This is a genomic window from Pseudomonas sp., assembly GCF_030684895.1.
GTDB lineage: Bacteria > Pseudomonadota > Gammaproteobacteria > Pseudomonadales > Pseudomonadaceae > Aquipseudomonas.
This window is the reverse complement of sequence record NZ_JAUXXP010000092.1, coordinates 1-18,032: the sequence shown is the minus strand read 5'-3', so window position 1 is coordinate 18,032 and position 18,032 is coordinate 1. Positions and strand designations below refer to the sequence as shown.

The window sequence follows — 18,032 nt, the reverse complement described above, 5'->3', positions numbered from 1 at the left end:
CCGAGCATGATCGCCACCGAGACACCGGCGATGTTGCCGGCACCGACGCGACCGGCTACCGAAAGCATCAGCGCCTGGAACGAACTGAGCTGACCCGGCTGACGCTGAAAGGCTTCGGCGAAGATGCGGAACATGCTGCCGAAGTAACGGAACTGAACGAAACGCGAGGCGATGGTGAAGTACAGACCAAGGCCGATCAGCATCACGATCAGCAGCTTGCTCCAGATCAGGTCATTGAGAATATCGAGCATGGGGTCTCTCCCTTTTTTGTATTTATCGGGGAATAACAGGCCGTTGAAAAACGTAGGCGAGGCAGCCAGCGCAAGGCAAAACAGGCGAAAAAGCGGAGTTTACGAGTTTGTAAATGAGCATTTTGAGACGCCGTGTCCCGGCCTGTTTTTAACGCCGCGATGGCAACGCAGGTAGTTTTTCAACAGCCTGTTAATGGTGATGACGCCGCAGCGCCACCCGATAGGGCGACGCTGGCGGACGGCACGGGTGTTCCGTGTGCTGGGAGCCTGTGCAGTCGGTCGGTGGCGAGGATTGTGCGCCGACACAGAAACCCTGCGATGGCTGATGGCATGCCATAAACCGCCGCAGGAGGATTCGCCGCCGAGCCGACTGAACGGGCTATTCAGGCACTAGGGCAGCGGGGGTGGCCTGCTGCCTGGCGGAGAGAGACGACCGGGGTCGAATGCGTTCATGGGGTCACCCTGTGTGGTTGTTTTTATTGGTATGCCCTGGATGCCCCAGAGCAGGCTCTGTGACATCTCGTTGGCTGCCGGGTCCTGCCGGCAGTGCCGTTGCGCCGGGTTGGCGCAAAAGCCCCGCACGTCCGTGTGCGGGTGTTGCCCGTTTGCAGCGCCGCGTTATTGCGCGTTGTCGCTGTTGTAGATGTTGCGATCCAGTTCCTTCTCGCTGCTGCCCACCAGGGTGGTGGTCATCAGGTCGCCGGCGACGTTGACCGTGGTGCGCGCCATATCGAGGATGCGGTCGATACCGGCGATCAGCGCCACGCCTTCCAGCGGCAGGCCGACCGAGGTCAGCACCAGGCCAAGCATGATCAGCCCGGCGCCGGGCACGCCGGCGGTGCCGATCGAGGCCAGGGTGGCGGTGAGGATGATCATCAGGTACTGGCCGGCATTCAGGTCGACGCCGAAAGCCTGGGCGATAAACAGCGCCAATACACCTTGATAGATAGCGGTGCCATCCATGTTGATAGTGGCGCCCACCGGCAGTACGAAACCGGCCACGCCCTGCGACACGCCGAGATTCTTGCGCGCGCATTCAATCGACACCGGCAAGGTGCCGGCGCTGCTTGAAGTACTGAAGGCCACGGCCAGTGCCGGCGCCACACCCTTGAAGAAACGCAGTGGGCTAAGCCGCGCGAACAAGCCCAGCAGGCCGCCATAGATCAGCAGCATATGGGTGATGCTGGCCAGGTAGATGACGCCGATCACGCCTGCCAGCGGCAGCAGCACCTCAATGCCGTGGGAGGCCACCACGCCGGCGATCAGCGCAAAAACGCCGATAGGCGCGCAGCGCATCACCAGGTCGGTGAGCTTGTAGAACACCTCGGCCAGGCTGTCGAACAGCTTGACTGCCGGTGCGGCCTTTTCGCCAATCAGGTTCATGCTCACGCCCAGGGCGATGGCGAACACGATGATCTGCAGGATATTGCCCTCGGCAAAAGCGGCCACCGGGTTGGTCGGTACCAGGCCCACCAGAATCTGCACCAGCGACGGTGACTGCTTGGTTTCCTGTACGCCGCTGGCGACCATATTCATGCCTTCACCTGGGGTGAACAGGGCGCCGAATAGCAGGCCGATGCTCACCGCAAAGGCGGTGGTGATCAGGTAGATGGCGATGGTTTTGACGCTGATGCGCCCGAGCTTGGCGCTGTCACTCATGGCGGTAATACCGGCCACCAGCGAAACAAACACCAGCGGCACGATAAGCATCTTGATCGCGTTGAGGAACAGCGTGCCGATCGGTGCCAGCACCAGGGCGTCGGCCTTGAACAGCACGCCGGTCAGTACGCCGAGGCCGAGGCCGATAAGGATTTGCTGCCACAGCGGCATGCGCCGCAGGAAGCCTAAGGAAGAAGTACTGCTCTGACTCATGGTTATCACCCGGATTATCGTTTTTGTGGGGCCGTCTGTGCGGCCTTGAGCGGTGCCGCCCGGCAGGCGAGGGCGGAAAACCAGCTACCCATGCTCTGGGTGCTGGTGAAAAAAACGCGCCGTTCCTGGCGGAGACGGCGCGTGTGGTGCTGTGCAGATCAGCTCGGCAGCAGCGGTACCAGGCGCGGCGCGATCATGTTCTCGGGACGCAGGATGTCGGCCAGCTCGGCGTCGCCCAGCAGCTTCTCCTCGCGCACCAATTCCAGCACGCTGCGACCACTTTCCAGCGCGACCTTGGCAATGCGCGTGGCGTTTTCGTAGCCGATGTAAGGGTTGAGTGCGGTGATCAGGCCGATGGAGTTCTCCATCAGTTCGCGGCAGCGCGCTTCGTTGGCGGTGATGCCGTCGATGCACAGCTCGCGCAGCATATCCATGGCGCGGGTCAGCAGGCGGATCGAGTCGAAGATCTTGTAGGCGATCAGCGGCTCCATCACGTTGAGCTGCAGCTGGCCACCTTCGGCCGCCATGGTCAGCGCCAGGTCGTTGCCGATCACTTCAAAGGCCACTTGATTGACTGCTTCCGGGATCACCGGGTTGACCTTGCCGGGCATGATCGAGCTGCCCGGCTGGCGCGCTGGCAGGTTGATCTCGTTGATCCCGGTGCGTGGGCCACTGGACAGCAGGCGCAGGTCGTTGCACATCTTCGACAGCTTGACGGCGGTGCGCTTGAGCATGCCGGAGAACAGCACAAAGGCGCCCATGTCCGAGGTGGCTTCGATCAGGTCGGCGGCCGGGGTCAGCGGCTGGCCACTGATAATCGCCAGGCGCTTGACCGCCAGCAGCTGGTACTGCGGGTCAGCGTTGATCCCGGTGCCAATCGCCGTGCCGCCCAGGTTCACTTCGGTGAGCAGGGTGGGGGCGAGCAGTTTGAGGTGCTGCAGGTCTTCGCCAAGGGTGGTGGCGAAGGCGCGGAATTCCTGACCGAGGGTCATCGGTACGGCGTCCTGCAGCTGGGTGCGGCCCATCTTCAGCACGTGGCTGAACTCCAGGTGTTTTTTCGACAGCGACTGAATCAGCTTGTCCAGCGCAGTGAGCAGGCTCTCATGGCCGAGCAGCAGGCCCAGGCGAATGGCGGTCGGGTAGGCGTCGTTGGTCGACTGCGCCATGTTCACGTCGTTGTTCGGGTGCAGCTGTTTGTAATCACCCTTCTCGAAACCCATGGCTTCGAGGGCGATGTTGGCGATGACTTCGTTGGCATTCATATTGGTCGAGGTGCCGGCCCCGCCTTGAATCATGTCGACCACGAACTGGTCGTGGAACTCGCCCTGAATGATGCGTGCGCAAGCGGTGCTGATTGCCGTGTGCTTGGCGGCGGACAGGTGGCCCAGCTCGCGGTTGGCGTCGGCGGCGGCCTGCTTGACCATGGCCAGGGCAACCACCAGTTTCGGGTAATGCGACAGCGTCACGCCGGACAGGCGGAAGTTCTGCACGGCGCGCAGGGTCTGGATGCCGTAATAGGCGTCAGCAGGAACGTCGAGGGTGCCGAGCAGGTCTTTTTCGAGGCGAGTGGATGCAGCAGCGGACATGATCAAGGTCATCTCAGGAAATGCGGCATATGCCGCGATGGCCCGTAGGTTAGGGGCCGTAGCTTGCTGCTGGCCAATGCTGTTAAGCGCTGGGTCATGCATAATCGGCATAACGTTGGCGTGACGCCCAAGGTTGTTTGGACGTACGCCGTGCCTATGGGAGGGCCGTAGGGTGGATGACGCTTTATCCATCCACCACTCCGTACGAGACCAGGTGGATAAAAACAGCGTCATCCACCCTACAAAAACAGGAGTGACGATGAACCTTGAAAGCAAATGGCTGGAAGACTTTGTCACCCTGGCCGCTACCCGCAGCTTCTCCCAGGCGGCGCAAAAACGCTTTGTCACCCAGCCAGCCTTTAGCCGGCGTATTCGCAGCCTGGAGAACATGCTCGGCCTGACCCTGGTCAACCGCGCTTGCACGCCCATCGAACTGACCGAGTCCGGCCAGCTGTTTCTGGTCACGGCACGGAGCATGGTCGAGCAGCTCGGTGAGGTGGTGCGCCACCTGCATAACCTCGAAGGCCAGCAGGGCGAGGTGATGCAGATCGCCGCCGCGCACTCGCTGACCCTGGGCTTCTTTCCGCAATGGATGGCCCGTTTGCGTCACGAAGGCTTGCCGCTGAATACGCGGCTGGTGGCGACCAATGTCGGTGAAGCGGTGCATGCGTTGCGCGACGGGGCCTGCGACCTGATCCTGGCCTATTACGATCCGGATGCTTCATTGCAGATGGACCCGGAAATCTTCCCCTCGCTGCACCTGGGCCGCACGGAAATGCTCCCGGTATGCGCGGTGGGCGAAGGCGGCGCGCCGCTATTCGACCTCAACAGCGGCCAGAGCGTGCCGCTGCTGGCCTACAGCGCTGGCGCTTTTCTCGGGCGCTCGGTGAATTTGCTGCTGCGTCAACGCGCGCTGCGCTCGACCACGGTGTACGAAACGGCGATGGCTGACAGCCTGAAAAGCATGGCCTTGCAGGGCATGGGCGTGGCCTGGGTGCCACGGCTGAGCGTGACCGCTGAGTTGGCCCGTGGCGAGCTGGTGGTGTGCGGCGATGAACAGTGGCAAGCGCCGCTGGAAATCCGCCTGTACCGCTGCGCCCTGGTGCGCAAGGCGTCTGTGCGGTTGCTTTGGCGCAAGCTGGAAAGCGGCGAGGTCGGCCGCTAGGCCGACCTCGGTTGCCGCCTGCTAACGCGGCACGACCTGGCCGACGCCGCGACCACGTGGATCTGACGCTGTTTCCAGGCGGCTACCGGTTACCTTGATGGCTTGAATATCGCCCATGTTCCAGCCCTGGTCTTCAAGGGTGTAGCCCATGGTTTTTAGCTCATCGGCCACCTTGCCAGTGAGCGGTGCATAGGCGTCATAGTAGATCGTGTCTTTGGGCAGGAGCTGGTGGTGCACGCGCTGTGCGGCGATGGCTTTTTGCAGTGGCAAGCCAAAGTCATACACGTTGTTCAGCACCTGAAAGATCGAGGTGAAGATGCGCGAGCCGCCCGGCGTACCCAGGATCAGGCTCACCTGACCGTCGCGGGTGACGATGCTCGGGCTCATCGAGGAGAGCATGCGTTTGCCCGGTTCGATGGCATTGGCGTCGCTACCGACTACACCAAAGGCGTTAGCAATGCCGGGTTTGGCACTGAAGTCATCCATCTCGTCGTTGAGCAGAAAGCCTGCACCCTTGACCACCACACCGCTGCCGTAATCCCAGTTGAGGGTGTAGGTGTTACTCACGGCATTGCCGTCAGCGTCGATGATCGAGAAGTGTGTGGTCTGGTGGGTTTCCAGGCCGGGGCGGACTTTCTCAGTCGCCGAGATGGCTGCTGGGTTAACCTCAGTCGCGCGTTTGGCAATGTAGGCAGGGTCGACCAGTTGCTTGACCGGTACATCTGAAAACTCGGGATCGCCCAGGTAGTCAGCACGGTCAGCGAATACGCGCTTTTCGATTTCTGCCAGCAGGTGAATGTAGCGGGCGGAGTTGAGCTCAACGCCTTTGAAATCAGCGGCGCGCTGCTCTTTGATACCGATCAGTTGGGCCAGGGCGATACCTCCCGAGCTTGGTAGCGGTGCGGTGTAGAGGGTGTTGCCTTGCCAGTCGACACGCATGGGTTCGCGCCATTCGGCGCGATAGCTATTGAGGTCGTCGGCACTGATCAGGCCGCCATCGTGCTGCATTTGCGCCACTAACAATTCGGCGGTTTTGCCCTGATAAAACTCGTTGGCACCGTTGGCGGCTATACGCTCCAGGGTTTGCGCCATTTCAGGTTGTTTGAAGATTTTTCCCTGCTGCATGCTGCCGAAGTAATCAGCAAAGTTGGTCTGGTTGTTGAACAGCGCCAGCGCGTCTTCGCGGTATTGGTATTGCTGTTCGGCCACGGTGAAACCATTGCGGGCATAACCAATGGCAGGGGTCAGCAGTTCGCTCCACGGCAGCTTGCCAAAGCGCTGGTGCGCTTCCCATAAGCCCATCACGGTGCCGGGTACGCCAGCGGCTTTAGCGCCAACCATGGTGCTGTTCTCGATGACTTCACCCTTGTCATCCAGGTACATGGTTTTGCTAGCGGCTTTGGGGGCCACTTCGCGGTAATCAATAAAGTAGGGTTTGCCGTCCATAAACAGGGTCATAAAACCGCCGCCGCCGATATTGCCGGCTTCGGGATAGGTCACCGCCAGGGTAAAGGCCGTTGCTACGGCTGCATCCACTGCATTGCCGCCCGACTTGAGCACTTGGGCGGCGACTTTGGCGCCATATTCGTCTGGTGCGGCGACCGCGCCACCTTCCAGTGGCGCGGCCAATACGCAGGTATTGCTAGCAGCCAGAATGGCGGTTGCGAGCAGAGTAGAGCGAGCAGTCAATTGCATGCTTAATCCTCATATTCTTATGGTGTGTATAAGCCCCACTAGCGTTTCACCGTGGTGAGTGGTGCTTCGCTAGCGAGGCTTGAGGGTATTTCAGCTGTTAGCCAAGTGTCAGTGCTATCACGTACCGGACTTGATGGTGTTCCACACCCGGGTGCGTACGCGCTCAACCTTCTGCGGCAGCGGTTGCAGCACGTAGAGGGTTTTCTGCGCTTCGGCGGTTGGCGTCAGGCCAGGATTGTCGCGGATTTCCGCACCTACCAGCGGCATGCCGTCCTTGTTTGGGTTGGGGTAGCCGAGGAAGTCGCTGATCGGCGCAATGACCTTGGGATCGAGCAGGTTGTTGAGGAACTCATGGGCTTCAGCAACGTTCTGCGCGCTTTTTGGAATGGCGAAGGAGTCGTACCACAGCGGTGCGCCTTCTTTCGGCAAGCGCCAGTCGACCACCACGCCGTTGCCAGCTTCTTTGGCGCGATTGGCGAACTGGTAGAAGCTACCCGAGTAGCCGATGGCCACGCAGATGTCACCGTTGGCGATATCGGTCATGTACTTGGCGGAGTTGAAGTAGGAGACGTAGGGGCGGATTTTCAGCATCAGCGCACTGGCTTTCTCGTAGTCCTCAGGCTTGGTGCTGTTGGGGTCGAGGCCCAGGTAATGCAGGGCAATCGGCAGAATTTCACCCGGCGAATCGAGCATGGCCACGCCACACTGTTTGAGCTTGCTGATGTTCTCTTCCTTGAAAATCAGGTCCCAGCTGTCCACTGGCGCATCGGTGCCGAGCGCTTCTTTGACTTTGTCCGGGTTGAAGCCGATCAGCACCGTGCCGTACATGTAAGGCACGGCGTACTGGTTGCCGGGGTCGTTGGCGGTTATCAACTTCAGCAGGCCTGGGTCGAGATGTTGCCAGTTAGGCAACTTGCTTTTGTCCAGTTTCTGGAACACACCGGCTTTGATTTCGTTCTCGAGGAAGGTGTTAGTGGGCACCACCAGGTCGTAACCCGAGTTACCGGTGAGCAGCTTGGCTTCCAGACCTTCGTTGGTGTCGAAGATGTCCCAGGTCAGCTTGATGCCGCTGTTGGCGGCAAAGTCTTTGGGCACCGAGGGCAGCATGTAGTCGGCCCAGTTGTACACGCGCAGTTCGCGCTGTTTCTCTGGCGTTTGCGCCTGGACCGCAGTGGCCAGAAGGGTTGCGCCGCAGATGGCGACGGCGAGCAGGTGTTTGATCGTATTCATCGTGTCTCACCCTTTTTAGACGTTCTGATCGTAGGGTGGATGGCGCTTTATCCATCCACCAAGCATTTGGAAAACCCTCAGGGTCATCTGTCGTGTTATCTGTGGACGAGAAGAGCGTCAGCTGCGCGCCCCGATCCACCCTACGCACCCTCGAAACCTTCCAGCACGTTGACCGCGTTGACACCGATCGCCTCAACCGCATAGCCGCCTTCCATGACAAACAGGGTCGGCTTGCCGAGGGCTGCGATGCGCTTGCCCATGGCCAGGTAGTCCGGACTGTCGAGTTTGAACTGGGAAATCGGGTCGTCCTTGAAGGTGTCCACGCCCAGCGACACCACAATCACGTCGGCGTCGTAATCGGCAATCCGTTGGCAGGCATCGTCCAGCGCGGCGCTCCACACGTCCCACGGGCTGCCCATGGCCAGCGGGTAGTTGAAGTTACAGCCTTCGCCAGCCCCTTCGCCGCGTTCATCGGCATAGCCGAGGAAGAATGGGAACTCATCGGCCGGGTCGCCGTGGATCGAGGCAAATAGCACATCGTTGCGGGTGTAGAAGATGTCCTGGGTGCCGTTGCCGTGGTGGTAATCGACATCGAGGATCGCCACGCGCTGCTTGCCTTGGTCGAGAAAGGCCTGAGCGGCGATGGCGGCGTTATTCAGGTAACAGTAGCCACCCATCAGCTCGCCAGCGGCGTGGTGACCTGGCGGACGGCACAGGGCAAAGGCACTGTGCGCGCCGTTTGAGATTTCTTGCTGAGCGCTAAGCGCCACTTGCGCGGCGCTATAAGCCGCCTGCCAGGTGCCCGCAGTAATAGGTGCACCACCATCGAAGCTGTAATAGCCGAGTTGGCCATGCAGGTCGCGCGGGATGACTTGGCGCAGGGTACGTGCCGGCCAGGTGAAGGGCAGCAGGTCGCCGCTGCCGTTCTGCGTTTGCCAGCGCGCCCAGGCGCTTTTGAAGAAGTCCAGATAAGCGGCGCTGTGGATGCGCTCAATCGGCGCCAGGCCGAAATCCTGCGGCGGGCGCACCTCGCCGAGCTGACGGCCCTTGACGCGTTGCAGGATGTGGTCGGCGCGTTGCGGCTTCTCGAAACAGGGCATCAGTTGGCCGTCGATCAGCTCGCAGCTGCCGTGGTGCAGGTGATGGTCGTCGCTGTAAAAGGTGAGCATATGGCGCGGCTCCAGGCTTGTTGTTCTGGCAACCATTGTTCGCTTGTATGGCGCTGCGAAAGAACGCTGACAACGGCCAAAAGGGGATCGAAATGGCCAAAAATTGCCGGGAGCGATTTTTAACGTCGCGCAGCGATGGCCCGCAGGGTGGCCGCCAGGGATGGCTGGGCCATAAATTGCGCGACCGCCTTGGCATTTCGTGGGAGGCGCTTTAGCGGCGAGCTTTTTAAAAGCGGTTGTCGCGGCTAAAGCCCCTCCCACAAATCTCAGTCACTGTGCAGTGTGGGGTCAGGCGCGAAACCGGCTTGGCGGTACGCCGCTCCAGCGTTGGAAGGCGTGGCGGAAGCTGGCCGTTTCGCTAAAGCCGAGGTACTCGGCAATCCGGCAGATCGGCCAGTCTTCCTGGCCGAGCAGGGTTTTTGCCCGCTCGAAGCGCAGCTCGTCGAGCAACTCTTGGTAGTGTGTGCCGAGCTCCTGCAGATGGCGACGCAGGGTGCGCGGCGAGCAGTGCATCTGCTGGGCTAATTGCTCCAGGCCGGGTGGTGCGGTCAGCTGTTCGGCCAGGAGCTGGCGGATGCGCGCGAGCCAGGCCTGGCGGCTGTTGAACTCGCTATTCTGCTTGCGACAGCGCTCGAGCATCTCGCGATGGGTCACCGCATCGGCCAGCGGCAGTGGTTGCTGCAGCCAGCTGGCGGGAAAGGCAAAAGCATTGCGCGCGGCATCAAACTGCAGCGGACAGGCGAAGCTGTGTGGGTAACGTGCGCTGTAGGCCGGTTCGCCATAGCGAAACTGTGCAGCGCTGAGCGGCAGGGGCTGGCCGAGCAGGTCATCGCTGATCAGCTTGAGCGAGGCCAGGCACATTTCCAGGTTGAACACCTCAAGCTCCGGGCTGTGCTGGTAGTCGCTGGCGCAGACCCAGGCCAGTTCGCCTTCGAGGTGCATATCCAGTTTGAAGTAGGTGCCGAGCAGCGCCGGGTATTGCAGCATCAGCCGCCAGGCGTCACCAAAGGTGGCACTGGAGAGCGCGGCGTAACCGACCATGCCATACGCCGACACATGCATACGCCGGCCCAGCTCCAGGCCCAGATCACTGCGCAGCTGTAGGGCGTTGGCGCAGACCTGCAATTCCTGGGTACGGGTGATGCGGGTGTCAGCGCAGTCCAGGTCAGCTGCGGCAATGCCGCTACCGGCCAATAGCTGCGCGGTCAGTTCGGGTTGCGCGGCAAAGATTTCGAGGATCTGCGAAACCACATGCAGGGTGGTCAGGTGGGCGTGCAACATCGGGACAACCGCAACAGTTCAGAATGCCTGAATGAGGCAAGAACTATGCCGCGGCACCGCAGCAGTCCGGGGCTATCCGGGCCGCTGCGCTTTAGCCAGGGTTAGCGATTACGCAGGAAGGCGTTGATAAAATCGCCCTGATTGGGTGCTTTTTCATGGGTGGTGAAGGTCAGGGTCGCATCGTTTTCGCGCAGCTGGAGCTTTTGCGCAAAGCTGCACTGCACGGTTTTCAGGCCCTTGGCGGCAGCCTTTTGCTCATCACCGTTCTGGCACAGGTTGGCCAGCTGGCTGACCACTTCACCGCAGAAGCTCGGCACGCTGAGGCGCTTGAGCTTGTCGTCGTCTATGGCGCTCCACTCGACCTTTGTGACCAGTGGAGTGGCGCAGGCCTTCGAGGCGTCCTGGTCGATTTGCTGAAGCTGCTGGGTGAAGTCGGCTACGCGCTTTTCCCGGTCGAAGCTGCTCAGCTTGTCCTGAACGCCGTTTTTCTTCTGCTGCTCGTAGAGTGCCAGCAGGCTGGCCGGTTTGGTCTGCTTGCTCTTGGTTTCATCGAAGCCCAGCTCGAAACCGTCGGTGCTCGGCAGGTACAGCTGGTATTGCTCGCCGCCCCAGCCCTGGCGCTTGATCAGCAGGTTGTAGGCGCTGCCATCGAGGGTGGTGGTGTAATCGCGCTCATCGTTGCCGCGCTCGTTGACCGTGCTCAGCAGCACCACTTCATCCAGCGCGTGGTTGATGCCGCTGACCTGGATCAGCGCCTGTTTGCCGTCACTGCTGGGCGCGACGGTCACGCTGATGCCTTTGCCGGCATCGAATACTTGCGGGTATTTGGCCAGTTCGAGGGCGCTGGCGTTGAGGGTGAACAGCGAAGCGGCGAGTAGCAGTGACAGCCTTGTCATGGTGGTGTCCTTGGTCGTTAAAAGAACGCCCAGTATAGCCAGGCTGCAGGCCGCGATTTGTGCGCCAAGTCTGCTCATGACGTTCGCCTGTTGCGGCGTTGACCTGCCGTCTGGCCTCGCGGCGGGCGGCCCGCGACAAACGGCGCGCCGGGGTGCACGCCAGCCCAGGCTTTACGGTATACTGCGCGGCCTTTGGCGGGCCGCACCGCCATAATTCATTCACTAACAAGCCACGCCTGGTTTCCAGCGTGGCTTGTTAGTTTCTGCAGCGCCTACGGGCACTTGATGAAGAAGAGGCACGACGATGAGCGCACTGGTTGGCGTGATCATGGGCTCCAAGTCCGATTGGTCCACCCTTAGCCACACCGCCGAGATGCTGGACAAGCTGGGCATTCCGTACGAAGTGAAGGTGGTTTCCGCCCACCGCACCCCGGACCTGCTGTTCCAGTACGCCGAAGAAGCGGAAGGCCGTGGCATTCAGGTGATCATCGCCGGTGCCGGCGGTGCAGCCCACCTGCCGGGTATGTGTGCAGCCAAAACCCACCTGCCGGTGCTCGGCGTGCCGGTGCAATCGGCGGTGCTCTCGGGCGTGGATTCGCTGCTGTCGATCGTGCAGATGCCGGCCGGTATTCCGGTGGCCACCCTGGCCATCGGCAAGGCCGGTGCAATCAATGCCGCGCTGCTCGCCGCAAGCATCCTCGGTCACCAGCACCCGCAGTTCCATGAGCGGCTGAAGGCGTTCCGTACCGAGCAGACCGAATCCGTGCTGGAAAATCCGGACCCGCGTGAGGCCTAACCCATGAAAATCGGCGTAATCGGTGGCGGCCAGCTGGGCCGCATGTTGGCCCTGGCAGGCACGCCGCTGGGGATGAACTTCGCCTTCCTCGACCCCGCGCCGGATGCCTGTGCGCAAGCGCTGGGTGAGCATATCCGCGCCGATTACGGCGATCAGGATCACCTGCGTCAGCTGGCGGATGAAGTCGATCTGGTGACTTTCGAGTTTGAAAGCGTGCCGGCGGAAACCGTGGCCTTCCTCTCGCAGTTCGTCCCGGTCTATCCGAGTGCCGAAGCCCTGCGCATCGCTCGTGACCGCTGGTTTGAGAAGTCGATGTTCAAGGACCTCGGCATTCCGACCCCGGATTTTGCCGATATCCAGTCGCAAGCCGACCTCGACGCCGCAGTAGCCAGCATCGGCTTGCCGGCGGTGATGAAGACCCGCACCCTGGGTTACGACGGCAAGGGCCAGAAGGTCCTGCGCAAACCAGAAGATGTAGTCGGCGCCTTTGCCGAGCTGGGCAGCGTGCCATGCATCCTCGAAGGCTTCGTGCCCTTCACTGGCGAAGTGTCGCTGGTGGCAGTGCGTGCCCGTGATGGCGAAACGCGCTTCTACCCGCTGGTGCATAACCGTCACGACAGCGGCGTGCTGGCGCTGTCCATCGCCAGCACCGATCACCCGCTGCAGGCGCTGGCAGAAGATTACGTCAGCCGCGTGCTGACCAAGCTCGATTACGTCGGCGTGTTGGCCTTCGAATTCTTTGAAGTCGATGGCGGCCTGAAAGCCAACGAAATCGCGCCGCGCGTGCACAACTCCGGGCACTGGACCATCGAAGGCGCCGAGTGCAGCCAGTTCGAAAACCACCTGCGCGCCGTCGCCGGCCTGCCGTTGGGTTCGACTGCCAAGGTCGGTGAGAGCGCCATGCTTAACTTTATCGGTGTGGTGCCGCCGGTGGAGCAGGTTATCGCCATCGACGATTGCCGTCTGCACCACTACGGCAAGGCCTTCAAGGCCGGCCGCAAGGTCGGTCACGCCACTCTGCGCTGTGTGGATCGCGTCACCCTGGACCAGCAGATCGCCGTGGTCGAAGCGCTGATCGCCAAGGCCTGACCTTCGCTTTGTGACTAAGCTCTTGCGTACTGGCCATACACAAGAGCCTTGTCATGAAGTACCTGTTGCTGCTGTCTGTACTTTTCCTGCCGCTTTGCCATGCCGAACAGGTGTTGCGCGCCGATTACCGCGAGCGCCCGCCGGAGATGCAGGCCTTCGACTCGCTGCCCGTCGGCCCGCTGATCGAAGTGCTGGACACAGCTGCGCAACGCGTCGGCGCGCGCATCGAATGGCGTTACGCGCCCTTCGTGCGCAGTATGGAAGACCTCAAATCCGGGCGTATCGACCTGGTGCCGCGCGTGCTGTTCACCACCGAGCGCATGGACTACGTGCACTTTCTCCCCTCGCTCGGCGTCCAGCGCAAAAGCATCCGCTTTATCGTCAAGGCCGGTCAGCAGGCCAGCCTGCGTAGCTATGCCGACCTGCACGGCAAGGTGATCGGGGTCAAACGCGGCACCGCCTACTTCGATCAGTTTGACGGCGACAACAGCCTGCAAAAAAGCCTGGCCACTGACGATTACCTGCTGGCCGGGATGTTTCGCGCCGGGCGCCTGGATGTGATGGTGGTGCTGGATGCTGAAGCCATTGAGGCGCAGTTCCACAAGATCGGCTTCAGCGATTACAGCTATGCCGATTACCAGTACGAGCAGTCCGTCGGTAACTATTACGGCGCGTCGAAGCGCCACTACCTGGGCGACAAAGCGGCCCTCTACGAGCAGCTGGGGCAGGCGCTGCGCGGTATGCGCGAGAGTGGCGAGATTGCCCGCATCTACCACCGCTACGGCGTCGCGCCACCGGAGACCGAGGAATAGCGAACTGCCAGCTTTTCCCGTGGTCAGATCAACGGTCGTAAAACCTACTGTCCACTGAGGAGCCTCGCATGAGCATTATCGGCATCATCTTTATCGGTCTGATCGTCGGTCTGATCGCGCGCTTTATCAAACCTGGCAACGACAGCATGGGCTGGATCATGACCATCCTCCTGGGCGTCGGCGGCTCAGTTGCCGCCACCTACGGTGGCCAGGCGCTGGGCATCTACAAAGTGGGTGAGTCCGCCGGTTTTATCGGCGCGGTGATCGGCGCGGTGGTGCTGCTGGTAATCTACGCCGCTGTTAGAAAGGACTGATGTCCATTTACTCCGCTGCTGTGTGAGCCCGCCGATGCGCTATCTGCTGTTACCCCTGCTGCTTATCAGCACCCTGGCCTGCGCCGAACTGCCGGAAACCGATTGGCTTGAGCTGATGCCGCCGGAAGATCGCCAGGCCCTGGAGGAGATGCCCGAGATCAGCCACCAGGGCCTTGAGCAGGACAGCGGCTTCTATAACCCCGGCGGCCTCAAGCAGCAGGACCAGAACCTGCCAGCAGTGATGTACTCGACGAAAACCGTCGCTGCCTTCGACGGCAAAGCCATCCGTCTCGGCGGCTACCCGGTACCACTGGAAACCGACAGCAAGGGCCACAGCACGCTGTTCTTTCTGGTTCCCTACCCCGGCGCCTGCATCCACGTCCCGCCACCACCGCCGAATCAACTGGTGCTGGTGCGCTACCCCAAAGGCATCGAACTCGAAGATATCTACAACCCCCTCTGGGTCAGCGGCACGCTGAAAATCGAACAGGTCAATAACGAACTGGCGGATGCGGCGTATGCGCTGGAGGCGGGGGTGGTTAGGGTGGTGGAGGAAAGCGATTTGTAACGGTCATGTGCCGGCGGTCTTCCGGCACCGCTCAGTTACGTAGTGTTCGCGAGTATCGGTTAAACATGAGTTTTTCGTGAGTTTTCCTGCCTGGCGCATGATAAACGGCCCAGCGTGATCAGATCCCACAACGATGGCCAAATGTTTTCACGTGCTGTGTGCCTTTGGGTGTTTTTACCCATAGATCGACATGACGATCATCCGACTCGTTGTATTCCGAAAAATTAAATTGCTTGATGATTGAATAGCCGGCTTCAATCTGACTAATGCTGTTTTCGTAGCGAGCAGCCTTTTCGCTGAATTGCGTTTGCCCTAGCTCCAACAAAAGCTCATCTTGCCTCAAGTAGAGTGCGTCATCGATTTCAACCGCTACGACCTTGGCATCAGCACTGGCTGTGTAATTGTCGTCTGCGAGTTGGTGGGTACAGCGGTAGTTTTCGTTGCGTGGGGTGCTGCGGTAAGCCTGCAATGCGTCGGCGTATGTTAGATTCTGTAGTTGTAACGAGGGTTTTTCTTTCTGTGGCTGTACTGTGCAAGCGCTGCAAAGGAAAAGCATAGACGGGTAAGCTAGCAGAGCGATCATGCGGCGCTTCATTGATGCTGCCTCTATTTTTATTATTTGTAAATTAGGACAAATAGTCGGGCAGAAGGGCGGGGTGATTAAAAATAAATCACTCCGCCCTTTTACTTCTGGTGCCTAGCCATAATTCCCTACTATCGAAAATATGCCTGAGTCAGGATCCTGCAGCATGCCGAACTTGCACTCTGATTGTCCGCCACGCCAAAAAACGAGTACTTTAACATTAAATTCTAGAGGGTTATCTTTATTTACTTCATAGGAGGTGATTTCGATTTTTTCTATTGAGTCGATTGCTATATTGGTATAGCTATTGTCAAGGGTGTTTCTACCCCAAAGAAATGAGTTGATAAAATACTCAAAATCGCCTTTTAGAAAACCATAAAATTGTTCTTCGAGGTATTCCTTGTTCATGTGTTGCATGAAACGCTTCACGTCTTTTGATTTAATTGTGCTCAGAAATCCGGTCAAGAATGCAGTTTTAATGTCTATTCGCCGGGCCATATCGGGATCGCTGTAGAAGCAATCTGGACCTTTGCACTCACTTTGCAGTGCCCGCAGATATACATCCCGCTCTTGGGTGATTTTTATTGCACAGTCCATATCAAACAAGAACTGATAAGACTGCCTATATCCGCACTGACCATCCCTCAACCTGATCCAACTCAGCTGGCTTTCTCTAGCAACCTGCTGACCTTTCATGTTTAACGACGATATGAGGTTGGTATAAGATTTATTTAGAGTAATGTCTGAATCTTTATAAATTTCACTTAAGCAGCGCAAACCATTGAAGTCATCTGTAGGCGTACGGCATGCAGCCATTGCCTGCGCGGTTGACAGAAATATAACAACAAAACACATACTGACATTACGCATTATTTAAATTCAACTGTGGGTAAGAAGAGCCGGAGACGAGAAAGTTGCAGATTTATTTGTCTGGCATATTGCCAGTCGTAGAAATAAATTTATCGCTTTCTCATCTGGTTATTTATCCGTATATGAGATTTACTGGCTCATAGAAAAATATCTCTACGCCGTGTTCAAATCATTGATCCACTCTACTTATCGACGCCTAAGGTTTGGTTTGCGCATTCGAGTGTATCCTTGCACTGTATCCACCCCTTGATGTCGCCTTTTTTCTTGTTGTGAAACACGGCCTCCAGCCAGCCTGCTTCCTGATTCAGTACTTGAACCTCATCGCCATCTATCAAATATTTTGAGGTTTTGTCTGCAACGTTGGGCTGATCGTGTAAGTAGGTCTTTCTCGATATGCGGGTAGTGATGGGTTTCTGTTCGAACCATGCTTTGTATTGAACGGAAGCTAATCTGCTTTGGATGGAGGCTTCGGATTTGTAAGGGTATTTGTATGCGAGTTTGTCGCTCGTAGGTGATGATAAGACGTCCCCACCGGCACCAAAATAAGTGCTGACTCGCTCGCTTCGTTCGTACGTCAATGGATCTATTCTCTTATAGACCAGTGTTGTGAAGTAATCAGAGCCGTAGCTGATACCGGTGTCGGAGTAAAGGGGTGTCCTATGAATGACAAAGAGTTCTGCTTTACCGTCGAAATCTGAGTCTGCCATAAAGGCACTCTCCACTTTTCCTGGATCTCCAAGATATGGGAGCTCTACTATTTGCGCTTCGCTTCCTGTATCGCAGTTTTGTCCTGTTATTGTGATGGGAAAAATATCTCCATCCGGATCGATTGATATGGATGAGCTTTTAAAGCGTATTATGAAACTGTTGTCTAAGAATATCGGGTTGTATAAATCCTTTGCAGACATGGTTGTGCAGGTCGAACCGCCTGCATGGGACGTGCTGAACACGGCAGAAAAAATAAGTGCCCATAGTGGTTTGTTAATCTTCATGCAGGGCAACTTCCATATAGCTCAATAAATGCCTCGGTGATCTCGCGTTTGAATTGTTTTCTTCCCGCGAGACCTTTTCCCCACCATTGATTATCCGTGTGATTTTCTTCACGGCGTCATCTTCTGTGAGCGCAGTGTTTTCTGCATGGATTTCAGTCTGTTAGTTTTCCAGAACCAAAGCCCTGTCTAATCTATATCGGCACATTCTATCGCTCCTATCTGTTTGTCTCTAATTGGAATTAAACATGCTTTTTTTTGCTCTCCAACGGGCTCTAGTGGTGTGATGCTTAGCTGAATATGCACGCCTTCGTTGGAAAATTGAGGATTGCTAAAATAGGCATCAGCAACTTCCGAATCAAGAGATAGACCGTTGAGTTCGCAGATGCGTTTAGTCTCTACCGCTTCCCAGTTTTTCGAGTTAAGTATTTGAATGTTGGCACATGGCTCTCCATATATTCTAAAGTAGCGCACAAGTATTTTTTCGATTCGTGCGGAGCTTGCTTCAGATATCTTGTAATAGTCAATTTCGCCGCTGACTACTAAGCGCGGAAGAAGTATTAATAAAAACAATACGGATATTTTTTTCATATTTTACCTCAAGTAACTTGCTCGTCTGTTAAATCTATCGCTTGGCACGCCAGGCCATTTTTAGCTGTCAGCCATGGTAGTGCTTAGCGCAGACAAGTCGTTGTCGACAATATGCTGCTGCACTAATTTCCTAGGGATGGTCTGAAGTAGTCCCATATTTCCGGCCGACTTCAGGCCTGTCGATTTTAAAAACGGCGATGTGATCAAAAACGATCAAATCACCCGCTTATTTCTGTGTTTTTAGCCGCAGCGAGCACCTCGCGGCAGCCATTTCC

18 protein-coding genes are annotated in these 18,032 nt (G+C 58.0%); 6 read left to right on the top strand and 12 right to left on the bottom strand.

Going from position 1 to position 18,032, the window contains the following annotated elements:
- The 3 genes from Q8M42_RS20855 to aspA all read right to left on the bottom strand — a co-directional run.
- Positions 1-251: alanine:cation symporter family protein (locus Q8M42_RS20855; RefSeq protein WP_305285572.1), on the bottom strand; the 251-nt coding region annotated here is incomplete at its 3' end.
- A gap of 618 nt (positions 252-869) precedes the next feature.
- Positions 870-2,123 carry a dicarboxylate/amino acid:cation symporter gene (locus Q8M42_RS20850; protein ID WP_304867464.1) on the bottom strand — a complete coding sequence of 418 codons (1,254 nt, stop codon included), beginning with the start codon at positions 2,121-2,123 and terminating at the stop codon, positions 870-872.
- 158 nt (positions 2,124-2,281) lie between these two features.
- Entirely contained in the window at positions 2,282-3,709 is a 1,428-nt protein-coding gene (aspA, locus tag Q8M42_RS20845; protein WP_304867461.1) for an aspartate ammonia-lyase, read from the bottom strand.
- 259 nt (positions 3,710-3,968) lie between these two features.
- Between aspA and Q8M42_RS20840 the strand changes: the two genes are divergently transcribed.
- A complete protein-coding gene (locus tag Q8M42_RS20840; RefSeq protein WP_304867457.1) occupies positions 3,969-4,874 on the top strand; it encodes a LysR substrate-binding domain-containing protein in 906 nt (301 codons plus the stop codon).
- A gap of 21 nt (positions 4,875-4,895) precedes the next feature.
- On the opposite strand, the gene ggt is transcribed toward Q8M42_RS20840, so the two are convergent.
- From ggt to Q8M42_RS20815, 5 genes are all read right to left on the bottom strand, one after another.
- Entirely contained in the window at positions 4,896-6,569 is a 1,674-nt protein-coding gene (gene ggt / locus Q8M42_RS20835; RefSeq protein ID WP_304867454.1) for a gamma-glutamyltransferase, read from the bottom strand.
- A gap of 117 nt (positions 6,570-6,686) precedes the next feature.
- On the bottom strand, positions 6,687-7,799 hold the full coding sequence (locus Q8M42_RS20830) for a polyamine ABC transporter substrate-binding protein (protein WP_304867451.1): 1,113 nt from the start codon (positions 7,797-7,799) through the stop codon (positions 6,687-6,689).
- Positions 7,800-7,939: 140 nt separating this feature from the next.
- Complete coding sequence (locus Q8M42_RS20825) at positions 7,940-8,968, bottom strand: histone deacetylase family protein (protein WP_304867448.1); 1,029 nt, start codon at positions 8,966-8,968, stop codon at positions 7,940-7,942.
- Between the two features lie 288 nt (positions 8,969-9,256).
- Positions 9,257-10,249, bottom strand: coding sequence for an AraC family transcriptional regulator (locus tag Q8M42_RS20820; RefSeq protein ID WP_304867446.1), 993 nt, complete (start codon positions 10,247-10,249; stop codon positions 9,257-9,259).
- A 101-nt stretch (positions 10,250-10,350) separates the two neighbouring features.
- Positions 10,351-11,145, bottom strand: a complete 795-nt coding sequence (locus tag Q8M42_RS20815; protein ID WP_304867443.1) for a hypothetical protein — start codon at positions 11,143-11,145, stop codon at positions 10,351-10,353.
- A gap of 304 nt (positions 11,146-11,449) precedes the next feature.
- Here Q8M42_RS20815 and purE point away from each other — a divergent pair, with 304 nt between their 5' ends.
- The 5 genes from purE to Q8M42_RS20790 all read left to right on the top strand — a co-directional run bounded on the left by purE (position 11,450) and on the right by Q8M42_RS20790 (position 14,724).
- Positions 11,450-11,941: a 5-(carboxyamino)imidazole ribonucleotide mutase gene (gene purE / locus Q8M42_RS20810; protein WP_304867442.1), complete on the top strand. Its 492-nt coding sequence runs from the start codon at positions 11,450-11,452 to the stop codon at positions 11,939-11,941.
- Positions 11,942-11,944: 3 nt separating this feature from the next.
- Positions 11,945-13,030 carry a 5-(carboxyamino)imidazole ribonucleotide synthase gene (locus tag Q8M42_RS20805; protein WP_304867440.1) on the top strand — a complete coding sequence of 362 codons (1,086 nt, stop codon included), beginning with the start codon at positions 11,945-11,947 and terminating at the stop codon, positions 13,028-13,030.
- 53 nt (positions 13,031-13,083) lie between these two features.
- A complete protein-coding gene (locus tag Q8M42_RS20800; protein ID WP_304867437.1) occupies positions 13,084-13,842 on the top strand; it encodes an ABC transporter substrate-binding protein in 759 nt (252 codons plus the stop codon).
- A gap of 68 nt (positions 13,843-13,910) precedes the next feature.
- Positions 13,911-14,156, top strand: coding sequence for a GlsB/YeaQ/YmgE family stress response membrane protein (locus tag Q8M42_RS20795; protein WP_304867435.1), 246 nt, complete (start codon positions 13,911-13,913; stop codon positions 14,154-14,156).
- Positions 14,157-14,190: 34 nt separating this feature from the next.
- Positions 14,191-14,724, top strand: a complete 534-nt coding sequence (locus Q8M42_RS20790) for a DUF3299 domain-containing protein (protein WP_304867432.1) — start codon at positions 14,191-14,193, stop codon at positions 14,722-14,724.
- Positions 14,725-14,842: 118 nt separating this feature from the next.
- Here the strand turns inward: Q8M42_RS20790 and Q8M42_RS20785 are convergent, their stop codons facing one another.
- From Q8M42_RS20785 to Q8M42_RS20770, 4 genes are all read right to left on the bottom strand, one after another.
- Positions 14,843-15,307 (bottom strand): hypothetical protein, encoded by a 465-nt coding sequence (locus Q8M42_RS20785; RefSeq protein ID WP_304867429.1) that lies wholly within the window; start codon positions 15,305-15,307, stop codon positions 14,843-14,845.
- A gap of 114 nt (positions 15,308-15,421) precedes the next feature.
- Entirely contained in the window at positions 15,422-16,177 is a 756-nt protein-coding gene (locus Q8M42_RS20780; RefSeq protein ID WP_304867427.1) for a lysozyme inhibitor LprI family protein, read from the bottom strand.
- A 182-nt stretch (positions 16,178-16,359) separates the two neighbouring features.
- A complete protein-coding gene (locus Q8M42_RS20775) occupies positions 16,360-17,169 on the bottom strand; it encodes a hypothetical protein (protein ID WP_304867424.1) in 810 nt (269 codons plus the stop codon).
- A 186-nt stretch (positions 17,170-17,355) separates the two neighbouring features.
- The gene (locus Q8M42_RS20770; RefSeq protein WP_304867420.1) at positions 17,356-17,757 is read right to left on the bottom strand and encodes a hypothetical protein; all 402 of its coding nucleotides are present in this window, start codon (positions 17,755-17,757) and stop codon (positions 17,356-17,358) included.
- Between the last annotated feature and the right edge of the window lie 275 nt (positions 17,758-18,032).